The organism is Amycolatopsis sp. NPDC043885, from assembly GCF_056435685.1.
Genome location: NZ_JBWKEA010000018.1, coordinates 151,943 through 170,469 on the forward strand (window position 1 = coordinate 151,943; position 18,527 = coordinate 170,469).

The window sequence follows — 18,527 nt, forward strand, 5'->3', positions numbered from 1 at the left end:
GTCGGGCGGGGCGTCCTGAAGGCCACCTTTTGAGGGGTAGGGCAAAGGTGGCGTGATCGAGCCTCTGGGCAGGAATGGGGTCGACAAGGGGAGCTGGCGTATTCCTGACCGTCCACAAGGGACATCAAGCAAGCAACGGTGTCCCTTTTGGGTACTTTGGCGGGGGTCGTGAGTGGTAATGAGCGTTCTAACCGTCATTACCACTCACGACCCCGTCGAAAATCGCACATTTAGACACTAAACGGGCATTTCACCGCCCGTAGGGGTCCTTCACCGCAAAGTCTCGGCCACGCCACCGTTGACTTACTCCTCAATAACGACACACAACACTCACGACGACCCCGGCGGCTGTTGACCCGGCGACCCACGCGTAGCCGTCAGATCAGCACCCGCTCCCGATCACGGGGAACGACAGCCTGCCAGTCATGCTCGGTACGAAGCCGTTCGGCGACCGCCGCCGACGCCTCGGGCTCGCCGTGCACGAGATAGGTACTCTTCGGCGGCGCTCCCGCGGTGGCCCACCGCACCAGCTCGTCCGCGTCGGCATGGGCACTGAAGGCGTCGAGCTGGGCCACGTCGGCGCGGACCGTGGTGTAGCGGCCATGGATCTTGATCTGCCTCGCTCCGTTCGCGAGGCTGCGCGCGCGGGTGCCAGGGGCGGCGTAGCCGACTATCAGCACGGTGTGCCGGTGATCAGGCAGCATGTGTTCGAGGTGATGCAGTACCCGGCCTCCGCTCGCCATCCCCGACGCGGAGATGATGATCGAAGGCATCCTCGGAGCATTGACCCGCATGGATTCTTCCACCGTTCGCAGTTCCGTCAGCGAACGCGGAGTCAGCGGATCGTGCCCGGCGAGTTCGGGCCGGATCTCCGGCCAATGGTCACGGAATGCCTCGCGGTACACCCGCAGCGCCGCCAACGCCATCGGGCTGTCCACGTAAACCGGCAGGTCGGGGATCGTGTGCGACCGCATCAACTTCGCGAGCGCGGCCAGTACCACTTCGGTCCTGTCGACGGCGAACGCCGGGACGAGGACACTGCCGCCGCGTCTGGCCGTCCGCCTGATGACTTCGCCGAGCTGGTCCATGGCGTCGGTGTCGTGGTGGACCCGGGAGCCGTAGGTCGATTCGAGTACCAGCGCGTCGCAGGGAGGCCGCGGCGATGGCGGGCGCAGGAGACTGTGTGCCGGACGGCCGAGATCGCCGCTGAACACGACGTCGCGCCCATCGGACCGCAGCTGTGCCCAGGCGGAGCCGAGGATGTGACCGGCTTGCCCGAAACGCAGCGTCATGTCCTTGCCGACCGTCGTCTCGATGCCGTACTCGAGTTCTTCGAGAAGACCGATCGCTTTCCGCGCGTCACCCGCGTCGTAAAGAGGCAAGGCCGGCCGGTGCTTCGACCAGCCGTACTTGTTGGCGTGCGCGGCCTCCTCGGTCATGAGATGGGCACTGTCCTCCAGCACGATCGGAACGAGAGCCGCGGTGCCCGGTGTCGCGTACACCGGTCCGCGCCAGCCCGATCGCACCAGGACCGGCAGGTACCCGCAGTGGTCCAGATGGGCGTGGGTGATCACCACGGCGTCGACGTCGGTCAAGGCACGCGGCAGCGGTGCCCAGTTCCGGCGGCGCAGATCGGCGAGTCCCTGGAAGAGCCCGCAGTCGACCAGGACACGGGAACCGGGCGTTTCCAGCAGGTACTTGCTGCCGGTGACGGTTCCGGCTCCGCCATGGAAGGTCAGCGCGATGGTCACGATGACGCCTTTCTCGGTGAGGAGCTCAGAATCCGTTCCCGAGGATTTCGTCGACGGCACGGCGCGGGCTCGACGGCACGAGCCCGGTGGGATAGCCGAAGCGCATGACGGCCTGCGGAAACCCGGGAAGCTCCAGATCCTCGGTCAACGCGGAACGGACTTCGGGCAGGTGGAACGGCTGGGTCAGCACCGAACCGGCCAGACCGTCGTCGACCGCTTCAAGCCAGGTGTCCTGGAGCGCGTGTCCCGCGTGCAGGTGGTCGTACCGGCCATCATCGACGGTGAGGAAGACGAGCAAGGTCTCACCGGCGAGGCGACGCTGAAGGACTCGGCGATCGGGGAGAGCCGTCCCTGGACGGACCAGTCCCGCCCAGGGAAGCGATCCGGCGGGAAGCGCGCTCGCGGCCAGCCCGACGCCATGGCGGTGAAAGTGCTCGTCGTGGATCGTCCACAGGGCCAGTTCGCGCTGGTACGCCAGATCGTGCTGATACGCCTCGGCGGCGAATTCGAGCAGATCCGCGATCCGGGAGAGTTCCAGCTCGTCGTGGATCAGCCTGGCTTCGACCCCGCTTTCGTTCGCGGCGGCGATCAAGTCACCGATTTTCTCTCGCGAGACTCGTCGGCCGGAGAAGGGGTGCCGGTAGCTTCCTCGCCGGGCGATCGCCGAGTACCGGTGCAGGTCGACATCGGACGGCGCCGAACGCCCCGTGGTCTCGATCGCGGCGACGATGTCCGGCTCGCCGTCCTCCGGGAACATCCGCGTGGTCAGGTCGTAGCCGAGAACCCGGACCGCCAGCTCCACATTGGCGAGGGCGGCACCGCACGAGATGAGCCGGTCACGGCCTCGGGTGTCGTGTTCGGGCAGTGCCAGGTCGCGGCGCTCACGCAGGAGAAGCCGGTGTCCGTCGGGCTCCAGCCGCCACGGCTGGATGTTGTGCACGGAGGGCGCCCGCAGCAACGTCCTCGCCAGTACCTCGGTCTCGGCCCTCGTCCACCCGTTTGCCATGTGTCCCGTCCTCAGTCGTCCTTCGATCGAGTTCAACGGTGCACCTGTCCCACGAGGATGGAGCAGGTACCGAGGGCACCGATCGCCGGGACCAAATACCCGGGTGCGGTCCCGCCAGGGCCCAAGGTCCCGGTTCGTTGGGACGTCTAGGTGGCTGTATCAGCCGAAGTGCACGGGTACCGTCGGTCGAGAAGCAGGGACCCCTCAGGAGGGACGAGATGGCGACCAAGGTGTTCCTCGTGGACGACCACGAGATTGTCCGGCGAGGGCTGGCGGATCTGCTCGGGAACGAACCTGACATCGAAATCGCCGGCGAAGCCGCGTCCGTCTCCGAAGCACTCGCCCGCATCCCGCAAAGCGATGCGGACATCGCCGTGCTCGACGTGCGGCTCCCCGACGGAACCGGCATCGAACTCTGCCGCGATCTGCTGTCCACCGAGCCGGAGCTGCGGTGCCTGATGCTCACCTCGTACGCCGACGACGAGGCGCTCTTCACCGCCATCATGGCCGGCGCGTCGGGATTCGTCCTCAAGCAGGTCCTCGGGAACGATCTCGTCTCGGCGATCCGGACCATCGCGGGCGGCGGCTCGCTTCTCGACAGCCGGACCACCGCCGCGCTGATGAACCGCATCCGGCGCGAGCGCGACCAGAACGATCCGACCTCCACCTTGTCCGAGCAGGAACGAACGGTGTTCGATCTGATCGGCGAAGGCCTGACCAACCGAGAGATCGGTGAGCGGATGTTCCTCGCCGAAAAGACCGTGAAGAACTACGTCTCCCGGATCCTGGCCAAGCTCGGCATTCAGCGCCGGACGCAAGCCGCGGTCCTCGCGACCGAACTCAAACGAACCGCGGCGGCGTCCCCGGTATTCGGTGACCGCTAGGTCAGCGGAACGCGCCAAAGCACCCGAGCGCCGCCACCGTCACGGTCTCCGAACTCGGTTTCGCCGCCACACTTCGTCGCTCGGTCGGCGAGGTTCACCAATCCGCTTCGCCTGCCCGCTTGGGGGATGCCGATGCCGTTGTCGGTGACCTCGATGATCAGCTCACGGTCGGCCTCGACGCTGATCGTGATCTCATCGGCGCCGGAATGACGGACCGCGTTGCTCAGCGCCTCACGGACCACCGCCTCGGCATGTTCGTGCAGCGTCTGCGGCACGAGCGTGTCCACAGCCCCGGCGATCCGGACCGAAGGAGTGAGCGTGCTCTCGGTCGTCAATTCCGTGACGGCGTCGAGCAGCCGGCGGCGCAGGCTCTTCGAGGCGTCCGAGCCCGAGGTGTGCAGATCGAAGATGGACGTCCTGATCTCGCGGACCGTCCGATCCAGTTGTTCCACCGCCTGTGTCACCCTGTCCCGCGCGAACGTGTCGGGTACCCGGGGCACGATGCTCTGCAGGCTCATCCCGGTCGCGAACATCCGCTGGATGACGTGGTCGTGCAGGTCCTGAGCGATCCTGTCCCGATCGGCGAGAACGTCCAAAAGCCGCTGATTACGCTGTTTCTCACCGAACTCCAGCGCGACCGCGGCCTGATCGGCGAACGACGACAGCATGGGAAGCTGATCGGCCTTGTACTGCGAAGCGCCCTTGTCCCTCCCCGCGACGAGCACCCCTCCGACGCCGGAAGTGCTGTTCAACGGAATCACGGCGGCCGGTCCGAGACCGTCGAAAACAGGCTCGGCCGGCCCAGGGGAGACCGTACCCAGGTCAGGGATGAGACTGGGCTGGCCGGATTCGAACACCTCGTCTATCGCGGGGTGCCCTCCCGTCATCGAAGATCCCGCGAGGGCGTTCGCCCGCTCTCCCGCGACGACACTCACGGTCAAGGCCTGCCCGGCACCTCCGGCCAGCAGGATCAACACCTCGTTGGCCCCGGAAAGTTCACGAACCCTGGCGGCGATCAGGTTCAGCGTGTCGGTGACCGACGCACCTCCGAGGAGCTCACCGTTGACCTCCGCGACCGCTTCGAGCCACCGTTCGCGCGTCCGTGACCGTTCGAACAACCGGGCGTTATCGATGGCGACACCGGCGGCCGCGGCCAAGGCCTGCAGAACGACCTCGTCGTCGGCGGTGAACTCGGCGGCTCCCCGCTTCTCGGTCAGATAGAGATTGCCGAAGACCTCGTCCCGGACACGCACCGGTACGCCCAGGAAGCTGTGCATCGGGGGATGGTTCGCAGGGAAGCCCACCGAAGCGTGGTGCGCGGTCAGGTCGGGTACCCGGACGGGGTGCGGCTCGTGGATGAGCAGCCCGAGCAAGCCCCGGCCTTCGGGCAAATGCCCCATATGAGACCTCGTTTCGGCATCGATGCCCACGTAGACGAACTCCGAAAGCCCGTCTTCGTCACCGAGCACGCCGAGCGCGCCGTACCGGGCGTCGACCAGCTCGACCGCCGCCTGCACGATTCTCTGCAGGGTCGAGTCGAGTTCCAGCCCGGTGGCCACGGCCAGGACCGCGTCGAGCAGGCCTTGGAGCCGATCTCGGGTCTTGACGATCTCCGACAGCCGCTCTTGGACCTCGTGCAGCAGTTCGTCGAGCCGTAACCCGGTCAAAACCGCCGCGCTCGGTGGCGCCTCGTCGGCCGAACCTCGCTCCGACGACATTCGGTTGCTCCTCCCGGATCGGCAAAGTGTGACGACTCTCAATCGCCCGAACCGCTCCAGCGTTTCACCAGCCGCCGATCCTGCCAAGACACGCGGCCGTCAGAAAACAGGATGATCGTCCGGATGCCGCACCACCTCACCGAGTCGGCGGCGGGCGGCGTGCCGAACCTGTCCGTCCGGATAGCCGAGCCGCATGATGAGCTGGGGGTGTCCCGGTAGCTTCAGTTCCGCGGTCATCCGCTCGCGGACGGGTGCCTCGTGCAGCGGCTGGGTCAGCACCGACGCGGCCAACCCTCCGTCGACGGCCGCGAGCCACGAGCGCTGCATGGCCACTCCCGTTGTGAGGTGGCCGGCACGATCATCTTCCTTCGCGCAGAAGATCAAGATGCTTTCCGCATCGAGCCTGCGCGCGAGGGACCGGGCGTCCGGGATCAGACTCGTCCGGCGGACCAGTCCCGCCCACGGAAGGCCCGCCTTGTCGTAGCCAGGCCGGATCAAGCCGTCACCGACACTGTCGGACCGCCAGTCCCCTGTCCATTCCTCAAGCTCTCGCTGGAGGTCGTCACGGCTCTGAATCGTTGGGGAAGCCTGTTCGAACAGTACCGCGAGGGTGTCTTTGTCACCAGCGCGCAGAACCCGGCAGCCGACTCCATCCGGCAACTGGCCGATGACCGGCGTGAGCATCGACGACGCGATCGGGATCGCGGCGAACGGGCGGCGATGACTCCGCCTCCGCGAGATGGCGGCATACGCGAGCAGCTCACGGTCGGACGGCGGCTCGCGGCCCGAGGTGGTCACGACGGCGACCAGAGGTCCACGCCCCGCGGCTGTCTCCACCTCGGTGGACCACCCCAGCACCCGGACGGCCAGCACGAGGTTCTCCAAGGCCGCTCCGCAGGAGATGAGCCGGTCGCGACCGGTGGGGTCGTGCTCGGGAAGGGGCAGGTCGGTCCGTTCGCTCAGTTCCGCGCGCATATCGGGCAGGGCCAGCGACCACGGCTGGATGTTGTGCACGGACGGCGCTCGGATGACCGCCCGCGCCAGGACCTCGATCTCGCCGTCGGACCACATGCGCTCATCCGGGTCCGGCATGTTCCTTCCTCCTCCCACGGAACGCGTCGACGACGCTGGGCAGCGTCGGGTACAGGGAGCCTGAACCAATGAGCCGAAGCAGGCCTGCGGCCTCGAGATCTTCGCGCAACTCCTGTTTCACCCTGGCGAGCGCGAACGTGATCCCGCGGCGGCGCAGCTCGTCGCAGATCCCGCGTACGGCGTCGGCCGCCGTGATGTCGAGTTCGACATTGGCTTCGGCGTTGAGGACGAACCACTCGACCTGCTTGCCGCCGTCCAGGGCGGCGAGGGCCCGTCGCCGGAAGTCGTCGGCGTTGGCGAAACACAAGGGCGCGTCGTACCGGTAGATCACCAGACCTGGCTCGGTCGTCGCGTCGGGATAGTCGTCGACATCGTGCATCCCGGGCACGCCCGGAACGAAACCGAGCACCGCGCCGTGCGGCCGCGCCAGCCGGCGCAGAAGATCCAAAATGGACAAGCCGACGGCGGCCAGTACGCCGTACAGGACACCCAGCGCGACGACGGCGAGCAAGGTCGACAAGGTCAGCACGAACTCGCTGCGCCGGAACCGCGAGATGCGACGGAATTCCCGGGGATCGATCAGCTTCAACGCCGCGTAGACGACGATCGCCGCCAACACCGCCTTGGGAAAGCCGGCCAGCAACGGTCCCGCGAAAAGTACCGTCAGCACGACCGTCGCGAGCGCGGTCAGGGAGTACAGCTGGGTCCGGGCACCCATCGCGGAAGCCAGCGCGGTCCGGCTGCCGCTCGAACTGACCGGGAACCCGTGAAGGAGTCCCGACGAGAGATTCGACGCGGCCAGCGCGCGCAGCTCTCGATTGGAATCGACCCGCTCGCCGTGCTTGCCCGCGAAGGCGCGGGCGGTCAGGACGTTGTCGGAGAAGCCGACAAGGGCGATCCCCAGCGCGGGCAGCAGCAGACTCGCCAGGTCTGCACCGTTCACCACGGGGAACTCGGGTACCGGCAGCGAATCCGGAACCGGCCCGATCACTCGGATCCCTTTCTCCGTCAGGGAAAAGCCGGTGACGACGGCGGCGGCCACCAGAATGACGGCCAACGGTCCGGGAAACCGCGGAAACCAGTGCTGCGCTGCCAGCAGGCAAGCCAGAGCGAGACCGCCGAGGACCAAGGTCGGCCAGTGCGGGTGCCCGATGTTCTTGACGAACGAACCCAGTTCCGCGAGCACCCCGTCGCCGGTCACGGTGACGCCGGTCAGCTTGCCCAGCTGGCTCACGATCATCAGCACCGCGATCCCGGCCATGTAGCCGGTCAGTACCGGCTTCGACAGCAGGTCCGCCAGCACGCCGAGCCGGGCCGAGCCTCCCAGCAGGCACAGGCCCCCGACCATGAGCGCCATCATGGCCGCGAGGGCTCCGTAACGGGCGGGATCTCCCGCGGCGAGCGGACCGAGCGCGACGGCCGTCATCAAGGCGGTCGTCGATTCCGGGCCCACCGACAGGAGCTTCGACGAGCCCAGAACGGCGTAGACCGCCAAGGGCCCGATCACCGCCCACAGGCCGGTCTCCGCGGGCAGGCCCGCGACCTCCGCGTACGCCATCACCTGCGGCACCAGGTACGCGGCGACGGTCACCCCGGCCGAGAGATCACCTTGTAGCCAAGAAAGCCGATAGCGTATGAAGGAGAACTTCATCGATGCCTCCGGGTCACCGCTGAGTACAACGAAGGCGGCAGGCGCGCGAATATTCTTCCCTCCTGAGGGAGGGAGCTTTCCTCGTCGAGGAACCGCAATACCGGCTCGGCCGAGGACCGGTCGAACAACGCCGCGAAGACCCGTTCGAGCTGAGCCGGGTCCCGGGCCACGACGTCGAGGAGCGTGGCGTCGAACAGCAAATGCCTCGCTTTGGGTTTCGGCAGTTCGAAAGGATGACCGTGGACCGCCAACGACCTCGCGATCGCCGCGCTGTCGGCTTGGATACGTTGGAAGGCGTAGCCGGTCGACGCCTTGACCAGCCCGGCTTTGGTCCCGATGGCGAGGATCGAGCCGCGTCTGCGGTCGACGGCCGAAGCGGAGAGCGGCAGGGAAGCGGACTCCTCACGGGTGACCGCGTACTCCCGAACGCCGAGAATCGTGGAGAGGTATTCGCGCAAAGCGCTTCGTTGCTCCTTGGGATACGCCATACCCCGTGTGCGAGGCGGCGCGAAGGACGTGTGCTCGACCAGAGCTTCTTGCGGGCCCCGCGGCAAGACGTAGACGAAGCTCGCGGCGCGGCCCTGGGGCGTACGGAAGTCGAAGAAGGTGGGCACGGCCGAATCGAACGCCGGGGCGGCCGTGCGCACGTGCCAGCCGCGGAAGACCAGCCAGCCGTCCACCCGGGCCGGCCCAGGCCCGAGAACGCTGTCGAACACCCAATCCGCACGGAGAGGTTCGCCGTCCACAAGGGCTTCCGCGCCCCGGCCCGCCTGCCGGATCTCAGTGATCCGCCCGCGGTGGAAGACGACACCACCACGTCTCTCCGCGGCCTTGCCGGCCGCCGCCGCCAGATCATCGCCACGGACGAAGCGGTACTTGTACCGGCCGAGGCCGACGATCCGGCTACGCCCGGCCGCGTGCACGTGGAACCGATCGAACGTGCGCGACACCGCCTCGTCGAGGAGTCCCGGCTCAGCGGACCAGGATGCCCAGCCCGCGGTCGCGAGCTGCCGACGGCCGTCGTCCACGACGACGATCGGGCCCAGGGATTCCGATCGCGTCACCAGATGTGCGACAAGGCTGAGACCGCTGAGTCCTCCGCCGGCGATGAGGATCGTCATCGATCGAGTGAACGGCTTCGCGCGCCCGCGCACTAGTGACCAGAGGCGCCCCCGAGGTCCCGGGAATCCGGGACCAACGGCACCGGACCACGCCCGTCCGCCCGCTTAACTTTGGCCGCGTAGGGCCGTAGCGAGGTGAAAGGGCCGATGATGAACCGAACCGTCCGGCTGAGCGGGCCGATCGTGGTCGGCGCCGACGGATCCGCCGGCGCCCGGGCCGCCGCCACCTGGGGCTTGCAGGCCGCCGACCGGCACGAGACCTCCCTCGAACTGTGGCACGCACTGGGGCTACCGGACTACTACCTTGGCAGCGTTCCCCCGTCCGATGAACTCCTGCGCAAGGTCAAGAACCGCGGAGAAACGATCCTTCGCGAAGCAGTGGACAACGTGGAACGCGCATACGGCCCCGTCGTCAGGACCCATATCTCCGACGATTCCGCGATCCCCGCGCTGATCGAGGCTTCCGGCACCGCCCGGCTGATCGTCCTCGGGTCCACCGAACACAGCCGCTTCACCGCCCTGTTCGGCGGATCGGTGACGACCGCGCTCGCCGGGCACGCGCACTGTCCCGTCGTGTCGGTACGGGGCCGCACCTGGGACCTCCCCACGGCATGGAGACAACCCATCGTGGTCGGCGTCGACGGAAGCCCCGCTGCCGAGATCGCGCTGGCCGCCGCGTTCGACGAGGCTTGCGCCCGGGGCGCGAATCTCGTTGCGGTGCACGCCTGGGAGGACGTCTCGGCTTCCCGTTCCTTCGGTGATCCCGCGGGTAACTACGGCTGGAGTGCTTTCACCGAGTCCGCTCAACGGATGCTCACCGAGCAGGTGTCGAAGTTCCGCGACAGCTATCCCGACGTCGAAGTGCACCAGGTGGTCGTGCACGACGAACCACGCCAGGAACTGCTGCGCTGGAGCGTCAAAGCGCAATTGGTCGTGGTCGGCAGCCGGGGCCGCGGCGGGTTCCGCGGTCTCCTGCTCGGCTCGACCGGGCAGAGCCTGGTCCATCACGCCGCCTGTCCGGTGCTGATCTCCCGCACCGCGGATTCCTGAGAACGAAGGAGCGACCCATGTGCACCACTGTTTCCGAGGTCATGACCATCGACCCGATCGCGGTCGCGCCGGACGCCGGCTACAAGCAGATCGCCGCGCTGATGGCGAGGCGGCGGATCAGCGCGGTGCCCGTCGTCGACGACTCCGGAGCACCGATCGGTGTGGTCTCCGAGGCTGATCTCCTGGCCCGGCTTCGCGATCCCCGACCTGCCTTGTTCGCCGGTCACCACGCCAAGGACGAGTCTCGCAAAGCGAAGGCCTTGCTCGCCAGAGACCTGATGACCGCACCCGTGGTGACGATCGAAGCAGGCGCCTCGCTCGCAGCCGCGGCGATCAGGCTGGCCAAGAAGGACGTGCGACGGCTGTTCGTCGTCGAGGACGCGAAGCTGGTCGGTGTCGTGTCGCGCCGGGATCTGCTGTCCACGTTCCGGCGTCCCGATGAGGAGATCCGTGGCGAGATCGAACGCGACATCCTCGCCGGCACCCTGTGGGTGGCACCCGGACAGGCGTCCGTCACGGTCGCCGACGGTGTGGTGACGCTTCTCGGCAGGCTGGACAACCGCGGCGCGGCCGAACGCGCGGGCGCCCTGTCGAGCGAGGTCCCCGGCGTGGTCGACGTCCGGAACCGGCTCGACTTCGTCTGGGACGACGACGTCATCAGGCCCGCTTCCCTTGGTATCTGAGCGGCGGGACGTTCGGCCTGCCCCGAAGGGATCCGGGCGGACCGAAGGACCGCTTCGCCCGGGGCGCCGGCCTCTCCTGTGTCGCCGACGAGCCGACCACGATGGGAGTACAGGTCAACAACCCGCGGATCGGAAGCGAGGACCCTCCCATGTCGGCCACGGACAACCAGCACGAACAGCCCCCCTCGCTCGCTATGCGGACCTGAAGGACCGGCGGCTCGCGATCACCCTGTCGCGGGAAGATTTCGAGGAAGAACACGATCGCGATCCCCTGGAGCGGATCACCTGCCGGACCCATCGCCGCTGGCTGCACCAATGCGTGTCCTCGCCGCTCCACGTCATCATCGTGACCGGCCACCGCTGGTGCCGCTCCTGCTCTCTCGCGCTCTCCGTCGCGGTCGACGAACTGGCCGGGGACGTCACCTTCTCCTGCCCGGGCTGTGGGCGGGCGGCGCCGACGCGAGCGACCCGGTAGCTGATTCGCGCATGCCGCGCGAGTCTCGCCGCGGCGCATGACGATGGCCTCGTGTACCCGGGCCTTTCGGCCCCAGAGCCGCGTGCCGTGCCGTAACACACTCGAATCGATCGTGAATTTGCCAACCAGAGGAGAATTCCATGGCCACCGCCGAAAGCGGACACCGGCGCAGTGTCCCCGGCCAGCATCAGGAAGTCCATTCCGAACGTTCGGCCGGTGCAATAAGCCTCGCCGTGCTCCGTGTCGCCACCGGTCTGCTGTTCCTGTGGGCGTTCGTCGACAAGACCTTCGGTCTCGGTTACGCCACCGCTTCCGGCAACGCCTGGATCAAGGGCGGCTCGCCGACGAAGGGGTTCTTGAGCCGGGTGGACGTCGGCCCGTTCGCCGAAACCCTGCGCTCCTGGGGCGGAACCTGGTGGGCGGACTGGTTGTTCATGGCGGGCCTGCTCGGCATCGGTCTCGCCGTCACCCTGGGGGTAGGGATGCGGATCTCCGCCATCACCGGCACCGTGATGATGCTGCTGATGTGGGTCGCCGAATGGCCGCTCGCCCGGACGAACGGCGCGGGTGAGCCGACCATGTCGACGAACCCGATCATCGAGTACCACGTGATCTACGCCCTCGTGCTCATCGCGCTCGCCACGACCGCCGCCGGAAACACCTGGGGGCTCGGAAAGCGCTGGACTCGGTTGTCCTTCGTGGACCGGAATCCTTGGCTCCGATGACCGTCCGGACACCGAAGTCCCGGCACCGTTTCCCGGTGCCGGGACTTCGTCCTTCTCACAGCCGGCGAAGGTAGTGATCGGCCCATGGCCGCGGCCGGACAAGCACCCGGACGGCGCCCGCGGTGGCCCCTTCCGCCGACACGAAGACCGGGTCGAGGTCGACGTCGACGACCTCCGGCACCAGCTCCATGATCCGGTCCGTTCGCAGGAGCAACTCCACGAGCGCGGATCGGTCCAGAGCGCTGTTCCCGCCGAACAGCGCCTTGCTCGCGCGCAGGCTGTCGATGAGCGCTTCGGCGTCGTCGGTGCTGAGCGGCCCCAGGCCGGTCGATCCGTCGTCGAGCAAGGCTCCATCGATACCGCCGAGCCCCAGGACGACGACCGGACCGAACACGTCGTCGGACTGGCCGCGTACCAGCAGCTCACGATCACCGAATCGACGCCGGGTCACCCGGATCCCGAAACAGCCGAGCAGGTCCTCACCGTCCTTCCGGGACAACCAGCCACCGCTCGGATGCGCGGAGAGGTACGCGCCCACCAACCGGGTCGCCGTCGCGAGATCGATACCGGAGAGATCGGGCAGGCCGCCCACCCCTGCCTCGAGCCAGCGGGTTCGTTCGGACAGCTTCGCCAGGACGGCCGCGGCCTCCTCGACATCGGCGTAGCAAGGAATCCCGCGGTGAGGGGCGACCGACTCCAGCTGGCCGAGCCGCACGGCGAGAACGGTCTTGCTCTCCGGCGCCGCGACCAGCCCGGCCAGCGGATCGCCGACACCGGTGGGCACGCCGGCGGCGATCACCGCGTCCACACCTTCGTCGGCCAGGACCTCGGTGACGCACGACGCGAAGGTGTCGGCCGTGACGGCGGCACTCGTGTCCAGCGGGTTGCCCACGCTCGCGTGCTCGGGCAACAGCCGCCGGAGTGTGTCCTGGGTCTTCCGGCTCAGCTCGGGCAGGACCAGACCGTTGCGGACGCAGGCCTCCGCCCCCAGAACCGCGGCGCCCCCGGCGTTGCTCACGACCACCACCCGTGAGCCCGATGGCAGCGGCTGCCACGAGAGCGCGGCGAGCAGGCCGAGGACCTCGGTCACCGTGTCGACGACGAGGACACCCGCCTGGCCGAACAACGCCAGTTTGGTCGCGGCCGGGACCGCTCGTGCGGCCGTGTGCGCGGCCGCGGCCCGCTGTGCCGCCGGGGCGGAGGCCCCGCGAATGGCCACAACGGGCTTCTCCCTCGCGAGAGCGCGGGCCAGCCTGCTGAACTTTCGCGGGTTGCCGAAGGACTCCAGGTACAGCACGGCGATGTCGGTCTCCCCGTCTCGGCGCCACCACCGCAGGAGATCGTTGCCACTCACGTCGTACTTGTCACCGGTGGACACCAATGTGGACAAACCGAGCCCCAATCCGGCGAGCGCGTCCATCAGCGCGATCCCGAAACCGCCGGACTGCGTCACCACCCCGATCCGGCCTCGCCGGGCGGCGTGGCGGGCGAAGGTCGTGTCGAGACGGGTCGCCGGAGCGCTGTTGACCACGCCGAAGCAGTTGGGGCCGACCAGCCGGATCCCGTACCTGGCGACGAGTTCACGGACACGATGCTCCAGGGGTGTCGCGGTCAGCCCCGCCGTGACGAGCACTATCGAGCGCACTCCTGCCCGTCCGCAGTCTTCGACGACGCCGGGAACGGATTCCGCGGGTACGCAGATCACCGCCAGCTCGACTGAGTCGTCCAAAGAGGACACCGAAGGCGCGCAGGGGACGCCGAGGATCTCCGTGGCGTTCGGGTTCACCGCGTGCGCGACGCCGGTATAGCCGGCGTCGAGAAGGTTCCGCAGGATCGCCCTGCCCACCGAGTCGTCCCGCCTGCCCGTCCCCACGACGGCCACCGAGGCCGGGGCGAGCACCGTGCGGAGACTCGCCACGTCGGCGAGCCGTTCCCGTTCCTCGATTCGCTCGAGGTATCTGTGCGGCTCGCCGAGTTCGATCTCGACGTCGAGCTCCGGCCCTCCCCTTCCGATGACGTACGGGAGGCCGAGGTCGGAGAACACCTTGATCATCCGGCTGTTCTCCGCGAGCACCAGCGCGATGAAACGGTGGATACCCTGCGCCAAGGCCAAGGACACGAGATGTTCGAGCAACAGAGTGCCGACCCCGTGTGCCTGGACCACACGGTCGACGACCAGGGCGACTTCGGCCGCGTCGTCCCCAGACGATGGGCGGTAGTGAGCGATCCCGATGAGGTCGTCCCCTCGGAATGCTCCGATACCCGTGCCTTCGATCGCCAACCGGCTCAGCAGATCCAGCCTCCCCGGATGGGCGGTGAAGAAACGCAGATAGCGGTCACGCTCGTCCAACCGCTGATGCAGGTTCAAGACAGCGTCGAAGTCCTCCGCACGCAACCGGCGGACGGTGACCATGTCGCCGTCCGCCAGCAAGGCGCTCGTCCCGGCCGTCATGTCGCCGCCGGATTCCCGGTGACCAGTACGACGGCGACCACTCCCGGCACCGTCCGGGCGAGCGCGTCGAGCACCCGCCGTTCGGCTTCGTCCCGGAACTCGCCGGCGATGTTCACGTAGCCGCCGTCGACCTCGACAGTCCACTTCGGACGATGTCCGGCGTAGTCACTGATCAGGCCGTGTACCTGTGCGGCGATCACGTCGTCGGGCCGGACGAGTGGGCGGAGCAGATCACGCCTGCTCACCACACCGATCAGGACACCCTCCTCGACGACCGGCAGGCAACGCAGCCGGTCGGCCAGCATCCGCCTGCCGATCTCCGTGACGTCGGTGGATGGCGAGACAACCTCCACCGGCGTGGACATCAACGCGCCGACCGTGATCCCGTCACCGCCCGCACGGATTCCCCGCAGCGCGTCGAATTCGGTGAACGTCCCCAGTACCCGGCCTTCGTGATCGACGACCGGAAGGCCGGCGAATCCCTTCTCGGCCAGCACTGCCACCGCCTCGCGAAGGGGGGTCGCGGGTGTGGTCGCCACCGCCGGGCTGGTCATGATCTCCGAAGCACGCATCGGAGCCTCCTTGTGATCGTTCTCGGTCAAGCACGTGTGCGCAGGAAGCCCCTGCACGCTTCGAAGAGGTCTTCCGGCGGACAAGCCGTGACACGGTGTTCGAAACCCGGTGGGACGACGGGGCCACCCGTGTCCCCTGCCGTGGTCATCACGACCGGAACCCTCTTCCGGAGCGCGCACACCACACCGAATTCGCGTGCGGTCAAACCGGGCTCGGTACCGCGGACGTCGACGGCGAGTTCCGGCCGGTCCTCTTCGTCCAGCGGACAGGTCCCGCCGGGTGCGAGCTCTCGGCACACTCCGGATCGGACATGGCAGGGGCTGACCCGGCAACCCAGGTCCCGCAACGCGACCGCGATCTCACGAGACTCGTCGAAGGTGGCTTCCGTCAGCAGGATTCTCATCTTTCTCCTTCAGGCCGCGGGTCGGTTCTGGGCAATCCGTTGCCATTCGCGCGCCCACTCGGCGGCGCGGCTGCGCCCGAGCGCCGCCCGGCACGCCAGGAAGACCGTCGCGACCAGAGTGAGCCAGCCCAGCCACAGCCCCGTGCCGACACCGATGCCCTGACTCAGGGCATCGGTGTCGGTGACCGGCGCCTCGACGGGATGCCCGAGCGCGTCGAGCCAGATCCGCACCTCGTTCCCGGTCACCATCCCGGCATCGACGGTCACCACGCCTTCACGAATCAGGCCACCTGGCCCTGTCCAACGGGTGGCGACCTCGACCTTCTCGTCAAGCGGCACGCCGTCAAGGCGCACGTGGACGGGTGGGGCGTCGGCGAGTAGCACCGCGGTCGTCTCCTGACGGTTCGCCGCCTGTTCCACCGCGCGCTCCCGCCCTTCGGCGTAGGCCCCGGATCCGGCGGCCGCGGCGAACGGGATCGCCAGCAGTGCCAGCAGGACCGCGCCGATCATCAGCGCGGCTTCGAGCCGGTCGGACCAGCGGATGAGCGGATTTCGCCGCGTGATCACGGTGACGATTTCGGGCCGCGCTTTCATGGCTGTCTCCTGTGTCCTGGTTCGCTCAGAGGATCGGACCGGGCTCGTACGAAACAGAGGTCAGCAGCCGGCCGAGCCTGCCTTCCGGAGCCGAGGCGGGCGGCGGGATCACCACCACCGGACAGGTCGCGTGCCGCAGTGCCGTCTTGCACACCGAGCCGACCAGCAGTTCACGAATCTTGCCCGTGCCGTGGCTGCCCAGCACTAGGAGCGCGGCCCCCTTCGAACGCTCGACCAGCGCTTCGCCAGGGTCACCCTGGGGAACGTCGTAGGTGATGTGGAGCCCTTCGTGGGCGTCGAGGACTTTGGCGGTCGCGGCTTCCAGCGCCTTCAAATGGACGTCTCTCGCCTCCGCCACGGTCCGATTGGCCGACGCGTCGTCCAACATCTCGTCGTGGACCCACACGTTGACCACCTGCAAGGCGGCGCCCTGCCTGACCGCTTCGTCGGCCGCCCAGCGCACCGCCGCGGCAGAACCCGCCGAACCGTCCATGCCGACGACGATCCGGTTCTCCGTCGCACTGTCCGTCATGGTGTTCTTCCCTTCTGTGCCGGTGTTCTCCGAGGTTCTTCGACCACGACGACCGCCTGAGGGAATCCGGGAACACCGTCGATGCCGGCAAGCGCCCCGCGGATGGCGGGGGCGTCGAAAGGCTCGGTGAACGCGGTGGCCTCCAAGCCGTACTCGGTGGACGCGAGCAACAACCGCTGTGCGACCGCACCAGCCCTGACGAGCTGTTGCCGGGTTTCCGTCACGGTGGCGACCAGGAACGCGATCCAGGAGGCTTCCGGAGTCGCCTTCCTGGTGATCTGCCCGCCTATCTTGGGCAGCTCACGGACGTGAGACGGCTTGAGCACCCGCACCCGGATACCCTCGCTCGCGTTCGCTTCGGCGACCTCTCGCCCCCACGTCGCCACCGAGGACGGAGTCGGCTTGGTCCGGCGCCCGGACAGGGCGGCGAACCGCGCGAAATCAGCCGCCGCGGGGCGGAGGCGACGCCGCGAGGCGAGCCTGGCGACCCGATCCGAGGCGACGACGTCACAAGCCAGGTCGATGTGCGGCGCCCAGCCCAGCATCCTGATCGCACAATCGAGATTCGCCACTACCGCCCCGCAGACGATCAGTCGCGCACGCCCACCCCGGTCCCGCACCCAGTGGTTGTTCGCGAGACGTTCGTACAAGTCGAGCGAGTCCTCATGAACCGACAGCGTCCAGACATCGTCGATCCATCGCCTCGGGACCTGTCGTGCGGCCGCCACGAGGATCCGCTTCTCCTCCGTCGACCAGACGTGCGCGGGGATCCCGGTGAACGTCGTCATGGCCGCTCCCCCGCGTTCCTGTCGCGGGCGACCTCTTCGATCGGGCGACGTGGCGTCTTCACGCCCGGATAGCCGAAACCGAGCCTGAAGACGGTCTGGGGATGGAAGGTGCCACCGAGCAGGTCACGCAGTGCCGCGCGTACGGCGCTGATCTCGATCGGCTGCGAATAGAACGAAGCGCTCAGTCCGGCGTCCGTGGCGGTGAGCAGGACCCGCTGCATCGCGCACCCCGCGCGGACCTGAGAGATCGGAGCGTCGTTCGGCATGGTCAGCACCGCTACCAGCGGGTCCTGCTCGAAGACGCGAGGAACACCGCCCTCGTTGACGTACCGTCCCGGGAGCAGCCCGCCCGCTGAACGAGGCCCGCCCGCGTAGGTGGGAACACCGTCGTCCTCGGCGGTTTGCCTGGTCCATTCCCGGAGTTCTCGTTGGAAGGACGCGTCCAGGACTTGAACGTGGTCGGCTCGGCGGATGAGTCCCGCGGTCGCCTCCAGCAGACCGGCTTCGTCGAGCAGGACCAGCCGTGCCCCCTCCTCACGAGCCGCCTCGCACGCGGCGGTCCGCACGTGGAGTGGCACCGGCTCGTCCGTGAAGGGGCGGCGGTTGCTGTACCGCCGGGGAATCGCCGCGGCAAGACGTCGCTCGATCACCGTGGGACGGTGACGGGGGCCGAGTGTCACTCGTGCCAGCAAGGAGGACCTCTCCCGTTCAGGCGCCAGCTCGACTTCACTGACTCGGCCTGCGGCGGCGATGGCGAGCCGCAGGTTCAGCAACGCCGCGCCACAGGCCAGCCGTGCCTCACGCGCTTCCGGATCACAGACGCCGAGAATCCGGCTTTCGTCGAGCACGACGTCGATCGTGTCCGGCGCCAGCTCGAAGATCCACGGCTGGGAGTTGTGCGGTGACGGCGCGCGCACCGCGGCGCGCAGCGCGTCCGCGACGACCGGCGAACGAGTGAGGACCATCCTGCTGCACCTGCCTTTCGATCTCAGCGTCTCGCGTGGCGGACGAGGACGGCAGTGGCCGTGG

Annotated in this window: 18 protein-coding genes; 5 read left to right on the plus strand and 13 right to left on the minus strand. The window is 68.0% G+C overall.

The features are described from left to right. Window positions 1-377: 377 nt before the first annotated feature. Together AC069I_RS35900 and AC069I_RS35905 are read right to left on the minus strand one after the other, a co-directional pair. The gene (locus AC069I_RS35900; RefSeq protein ID WP_478224564.1) at window positions 378-1,751 is read right to left on the minus strand and encodes an MBL fold metallo-hydrolase RNA specificity domain-containing protein; all 1,374 of its coding nucleotides are present in this window, start codon (window positions 1,749-1,751) and stop codon (window positions 378-380) included. A 25-nt stretch (window positions 1,752-1,776) separates the two neighbouring features. Further along, window positions 1,777-2,757 carry an Acg family FMN-binding oxidoreductase gene (locus AC069I_RS35905; protein ID WP_478224565.1) on the minus strand — a complete coding sequence of 327 codons (981 nt, stop codon included), beginning with the start codon at window positions 2,755-2,757 and terminating at the stop codon, window positions 1,777-1,779. A 218-nt stretch (window positions 2,758-2,975) separates the two neighbouring features. On the opposite strand from AC069I_RS35905, the gene AC069I_RS35910 reads away from it, so the two are divergent. Continuing rightward, window positions 2,976-3,641 (plus strand): response regulator transcription factor, encoded by a 666-nt coding sequence (locus AC069I_RS35910; RefSeq protein WP_478224566.1) that lies wholly within the window; start codon window positions 2,976-2,978, stop codon window positions 3,639-3,641. Here AC069I_RS35910 and AC069I_RS35915 read toward each other — a convergent pair. The 4 genes from AC069I_RS35915 to AC069I_RS35930 all read right to left on the minus strand — a co-directional run bounded on the left by AC069I_RS35915 (window position 3,638) and on the right by AC069I_RS35930 (window position 9,223). Next, the gene (locus AC069I_RS35915; RefSeq protein WP_478224567.1) at window positions 3,638-5,359 is read right to left on the minus strand and encodes a sensor histidine kinase; all 1,722 of its coding nucleotides are present in this window, start codon (window positions 5,357-5,359) and stop codon (window positions 3,638-3,640) included. The two genes, AC069I_RS35910 and AC069I_RS35915, sit on opposite strands and share 4 nt — an antisense overlap. Window positions 5,360-5,458: 99 nt before the next feature. Continuing rightward, window positions 5,459-6,451 (minus strand): Acg family FMN-binding oxidoreductase, encoded by a 993-nt coding sequence (locus tag AC069I_RS35920; RefSeq protein WP_478267377.1) that lies wholly within the window; start codon window positions 6,449-6,451, stop codon window positions 5,459-5,461. Beyond that, on the minus strand, window positions 6,435-8,102 hold the full coding sequence (locus AC069I_RS35925; protein ID WP_478267378.1) for a SulP family inorganic anion transporter: 1,668 nt from the start codon (window positions 8,100-8,102) through the stop codon (window positions 6,435-6,437). The genes AC069I_RS35920 and AC069I_RS35925 overlap by 17 nt, the downstream gene beginning before the upstream one ends. After that, entirely contained in the window at window positions 8,099-9,223 is a 1,125-nt protein-coding gene (locus tag AC069I_RS35930; RefSeq protein ID WP_478224570.1) for a lycopene cyclase family protein, read from the minus strand. Before AC069I_RS35930 ends, AC069I_RS35925 begins: the two co-directional genes overlap by 4 nt. 147 nt (window positions 9,224-9,370) lie before the next feature. Here AC069I_RS35930 and AC069I_RS35935 point away from each other — a divergent pair, with 147 nt between their 5' ends. The 4 genes from AC069I_RS35935 (at window position 9,371) to AC069I_RS35950 (ending at window position 12,156) form a co-directional block, all read left to right on the plus strand. Next, on the plus strand, window positions 9,371-10,273 hold the full coding sequence (locus AC069I_RS35935) for a universal stress protein (RefSeq protein ID WP_478224571.1): 903 nt from the start codon (window positions 9,371-9,373) through the stop codon (window positions 10,271-10,273). A 17-nt stretch (window positions 10,274-10,290) separates the two neighbouring features. Further along, on the plus strand, window positions 10,291-10,956 hold the full coding sequence (locus AC069I_RS35940) for a CBS domain-containing protein (protein WP_478224572.1): 666 nt from the start codon (window positions 10,291-10,293) through the stop codon (window positions 10,954-10,956). Between the two features lie 319 nt (window positions 10,957-11,275). Then, on the plus strand, window positions 11,276-11,431 hold the full coding sequence (locus tag AC069I_RS35945; protein WP_478267379.1) for a hypothetical protein: 156 nt from the start codon (window positions 11,276-11,278) through the stop codon (window positions 11,429-11,431). Between the two features lie 140 nt (window positions 11,432-11,571). Then, complete coding sequence (locus AC069I_RS35950; RefSeq protein ID WP_478224573.1) at window positions 11,572-12,156, plus strand: hypothetical protein; 585 nt, start codon at window positions 11,572-11,574, stop codon at window positions 12,154-12,156. 55 nt (window positions 12,157-12,211) lie between these two features. On the opposite strand, the gene AC069I_RS35955 is transcribed toward AC069I_RS35950, so the two are convergent. The 7 genes from AC069I_RS35955 to AC069I_RS35985 are packed head-to-tail and all read right to left on the minus strand — an operon-like array spanning window position 12,212 to window position 18,463. Next, complete coding sequence (locus AC069I_RS35955; protein ID WP_478267380.1) at window positions 12,212-14,608, minus strand: bifunctional acetate--CoA ligase family protein/GNAT family N-acetyltransferase; 2,397 nt, start codon at window positions 14,606-14,608, stop codon at window positions 12,212-12,214. Further along, complete coding sequence (locus tag AC069I_RS35960) at window positions 14,605-15,180, minus strand: CBS domain-containing protein (RefSeq protein WP_478224575.1); 576 nt, start codon at window positions 15,178-15,180, stop codon at window positions 14,605-14,607. Before AC069I_RS35960 ends, AC069I_RS35955 begins: the two co-directional genes overlap by 4 nt. 26 nt (window positions 15,181-15,206) lie before the next feature. Next, window positions 15,207-15,584, minus strand: coding sequence for a hypothetical protein (locus AC069I_RS35965; protein WP_478224576.1), 378 nt, complete (start codon window positions 15,582-15,584; stop codon window positions 15,207-15,209). Between the two features lie 9 nt (window positions 15,585-15,593). Then, window positions 15,594-16,178 carry an Rv1733c family protein gene (locus AC069I_RS35970; protein ID WP_478224577.1) on the minus strand — a complete coding sequence of 195 codons (585 nt, stop codon included), beginning with the start codon at window positions 16,176-16,178 and terminating at the stop codon, window positions 15,594-15,596. 25 nt (window positions 16,179-16,203) lie between these two features. Further along, a complete protein-coding gene (locus tag AC069I_RS35975; RefSeq protein ID WP_478224579.1) occupies window positions 16,204-16,710 on the minus strand; it encodes a universal stress protein in 507 nt (168 codons plus the stop codon). Further along, a complete protein-coding gene (locus AC069I_RS35980) occupies window positions 16,707-17,498 on the minus strand; it encodes a hypothetical protein (RefSeq protein ID WP_478267381.1) in 792 nt (263 codons plus the stop codon). The genes AC069I_RS35975 and AC069I_RS35980 overlap by 4 nt, the downstream gene beginning before the upstream one ends. Continuing rightward, window positions 17,495-18,463: an Acg family FMN-binding oxidoreductase gene (locus AC069I_RS35985; protein ID WP_478267382.1), complete on the minus strand. Its 969-nt coding sequence runs from the start codon at window positions 18,461-18,463 to the stop codon at window positions 17,495-17,497. Before AC069I_RS35985 ends, AC069I_RS35980 begins: the two co-directional genes overlap by 4 nt. Window positions 18,464-18,527 lie beyond the last annotated feature (64 nt).

Excerpts from the sequence above, each read along its gene's own strand:
- AC069I_RS35950 (WP_478224573.1), top strand. The coding sequence starts at position 11,572 with ATGGCCACCGCCGAAAGCGGACACCGGCGCAGTGTCCCCGGCCAGCAT.
- AC069I_RS35930 (WP_478224570.1), bottom strand. The coding sequence starts at position 9,223 with ATGACGATCCTCATCGCCGGCGGAGGACTCAGCGGTCTCAGCCTTGTC.
- AC069I_RS35915 (WP_478224567.1), bottom strand. The coding sequence starts at position 5,359 with ATGTCGTCGGAGCGAGGTTCGGCCGACGAGGCGCCACCGAGCGCGGCG.
- AC069I_RS35965 (WP_478224576.1), bottom strand. The coding sequence starts at position 15,584 with ATGAGAATCCTGCTGACGGAAGCCACCTTCGACGAGTCTCGTGAGATC.
- AC069I_RS35935 (WP_478224571.1), top strand. The coding sequence starts at position 9,371 with ATGATGAACCGAACCGTCCGGCTGAGCGGGCCGATCGTGGTCGGCGCC.
- AC069I_RS35925 (WP_478267378.1), bottom strand. The coding sequence starts at position 8,102 with ATGAAGTTCTCCTTCATACGCTATCGGCTTTCTTGGCTACAAGGTGAT.
- AC069I_RS35970 (WP_478224577.1), bottom strand. The coding sequence starts at position 16,178 with ATGAAAGCGCGGCCCGAAATCGTCACCGTGATCACGCGGCGAAATCCG.
- AC069I_RS35920 (WP_478267377.1), bottom strand. The coding sequence starts at position 6,451 with ATGCCGGACCCGGATGAGCGCATGTGGTCCGACGGCGAGATCGAGGTC.
- AC069I_RS35910 (WP_478224566.1), top strand. The coding sequence starts at position 2,976 with ATGGCGACCAAGGTGTTCCTCGTGGACGACCACGAGATTGTCCGGCGA.
- AC069I_RS35980 (WP_478267381.1), bottom strand. The coding sequence starts at position 17,498 with ATGACGACGTTCACCGGGATCCCCGCGCACGTCTGGTCGACGGAGGAG.
- AC069I_RS35955 (WP_478267380.1), bottom strand. The coding sequence starts at position 14,608 with ATGACGGCCGGGACGAGCGCCTTGCTGGCGGACGGCGACATGGTCACC.
- AC069I_RS35975 (WP_478224579.1), bottom strand. The coding sequence starts at position 16,710 with ATGACGGACAGTGCGACGGAGAACCGGATCGTCGTCGGCATGGACGGT.
- AC069I_RS35960 (WP_478224575.1), bottom strand. The coding sequence starts at position 15,180 with ATGCGTGCTTCGGAGATCATGACCAGCCCGGCGGTGGCGACCACACCC.
- AC069I_RS35985 (WP_478267382.1), bottom strand. The coding sequence starts at position 18,463 with ATGGTCCTCACTCGTTCGCCGGTCGTCGCGGACGCGCTGCGCGCCGCG.
- AC069I_RS35905 (WP_478224565.1), bottom strand. The coding sequence starts at position 2,757 with ATGGCAAACGGGTGGACGAGGGCCGAGACCGAGGTACTGGCGAGGACG.
- AC069I_RS35940 (WP_478224572.1), top strand. The coding sequence starts at position 10,291 with ATGTGCACCACTGTTTCCGAGGTCATGACCATCGACCCGATCGCGGTC.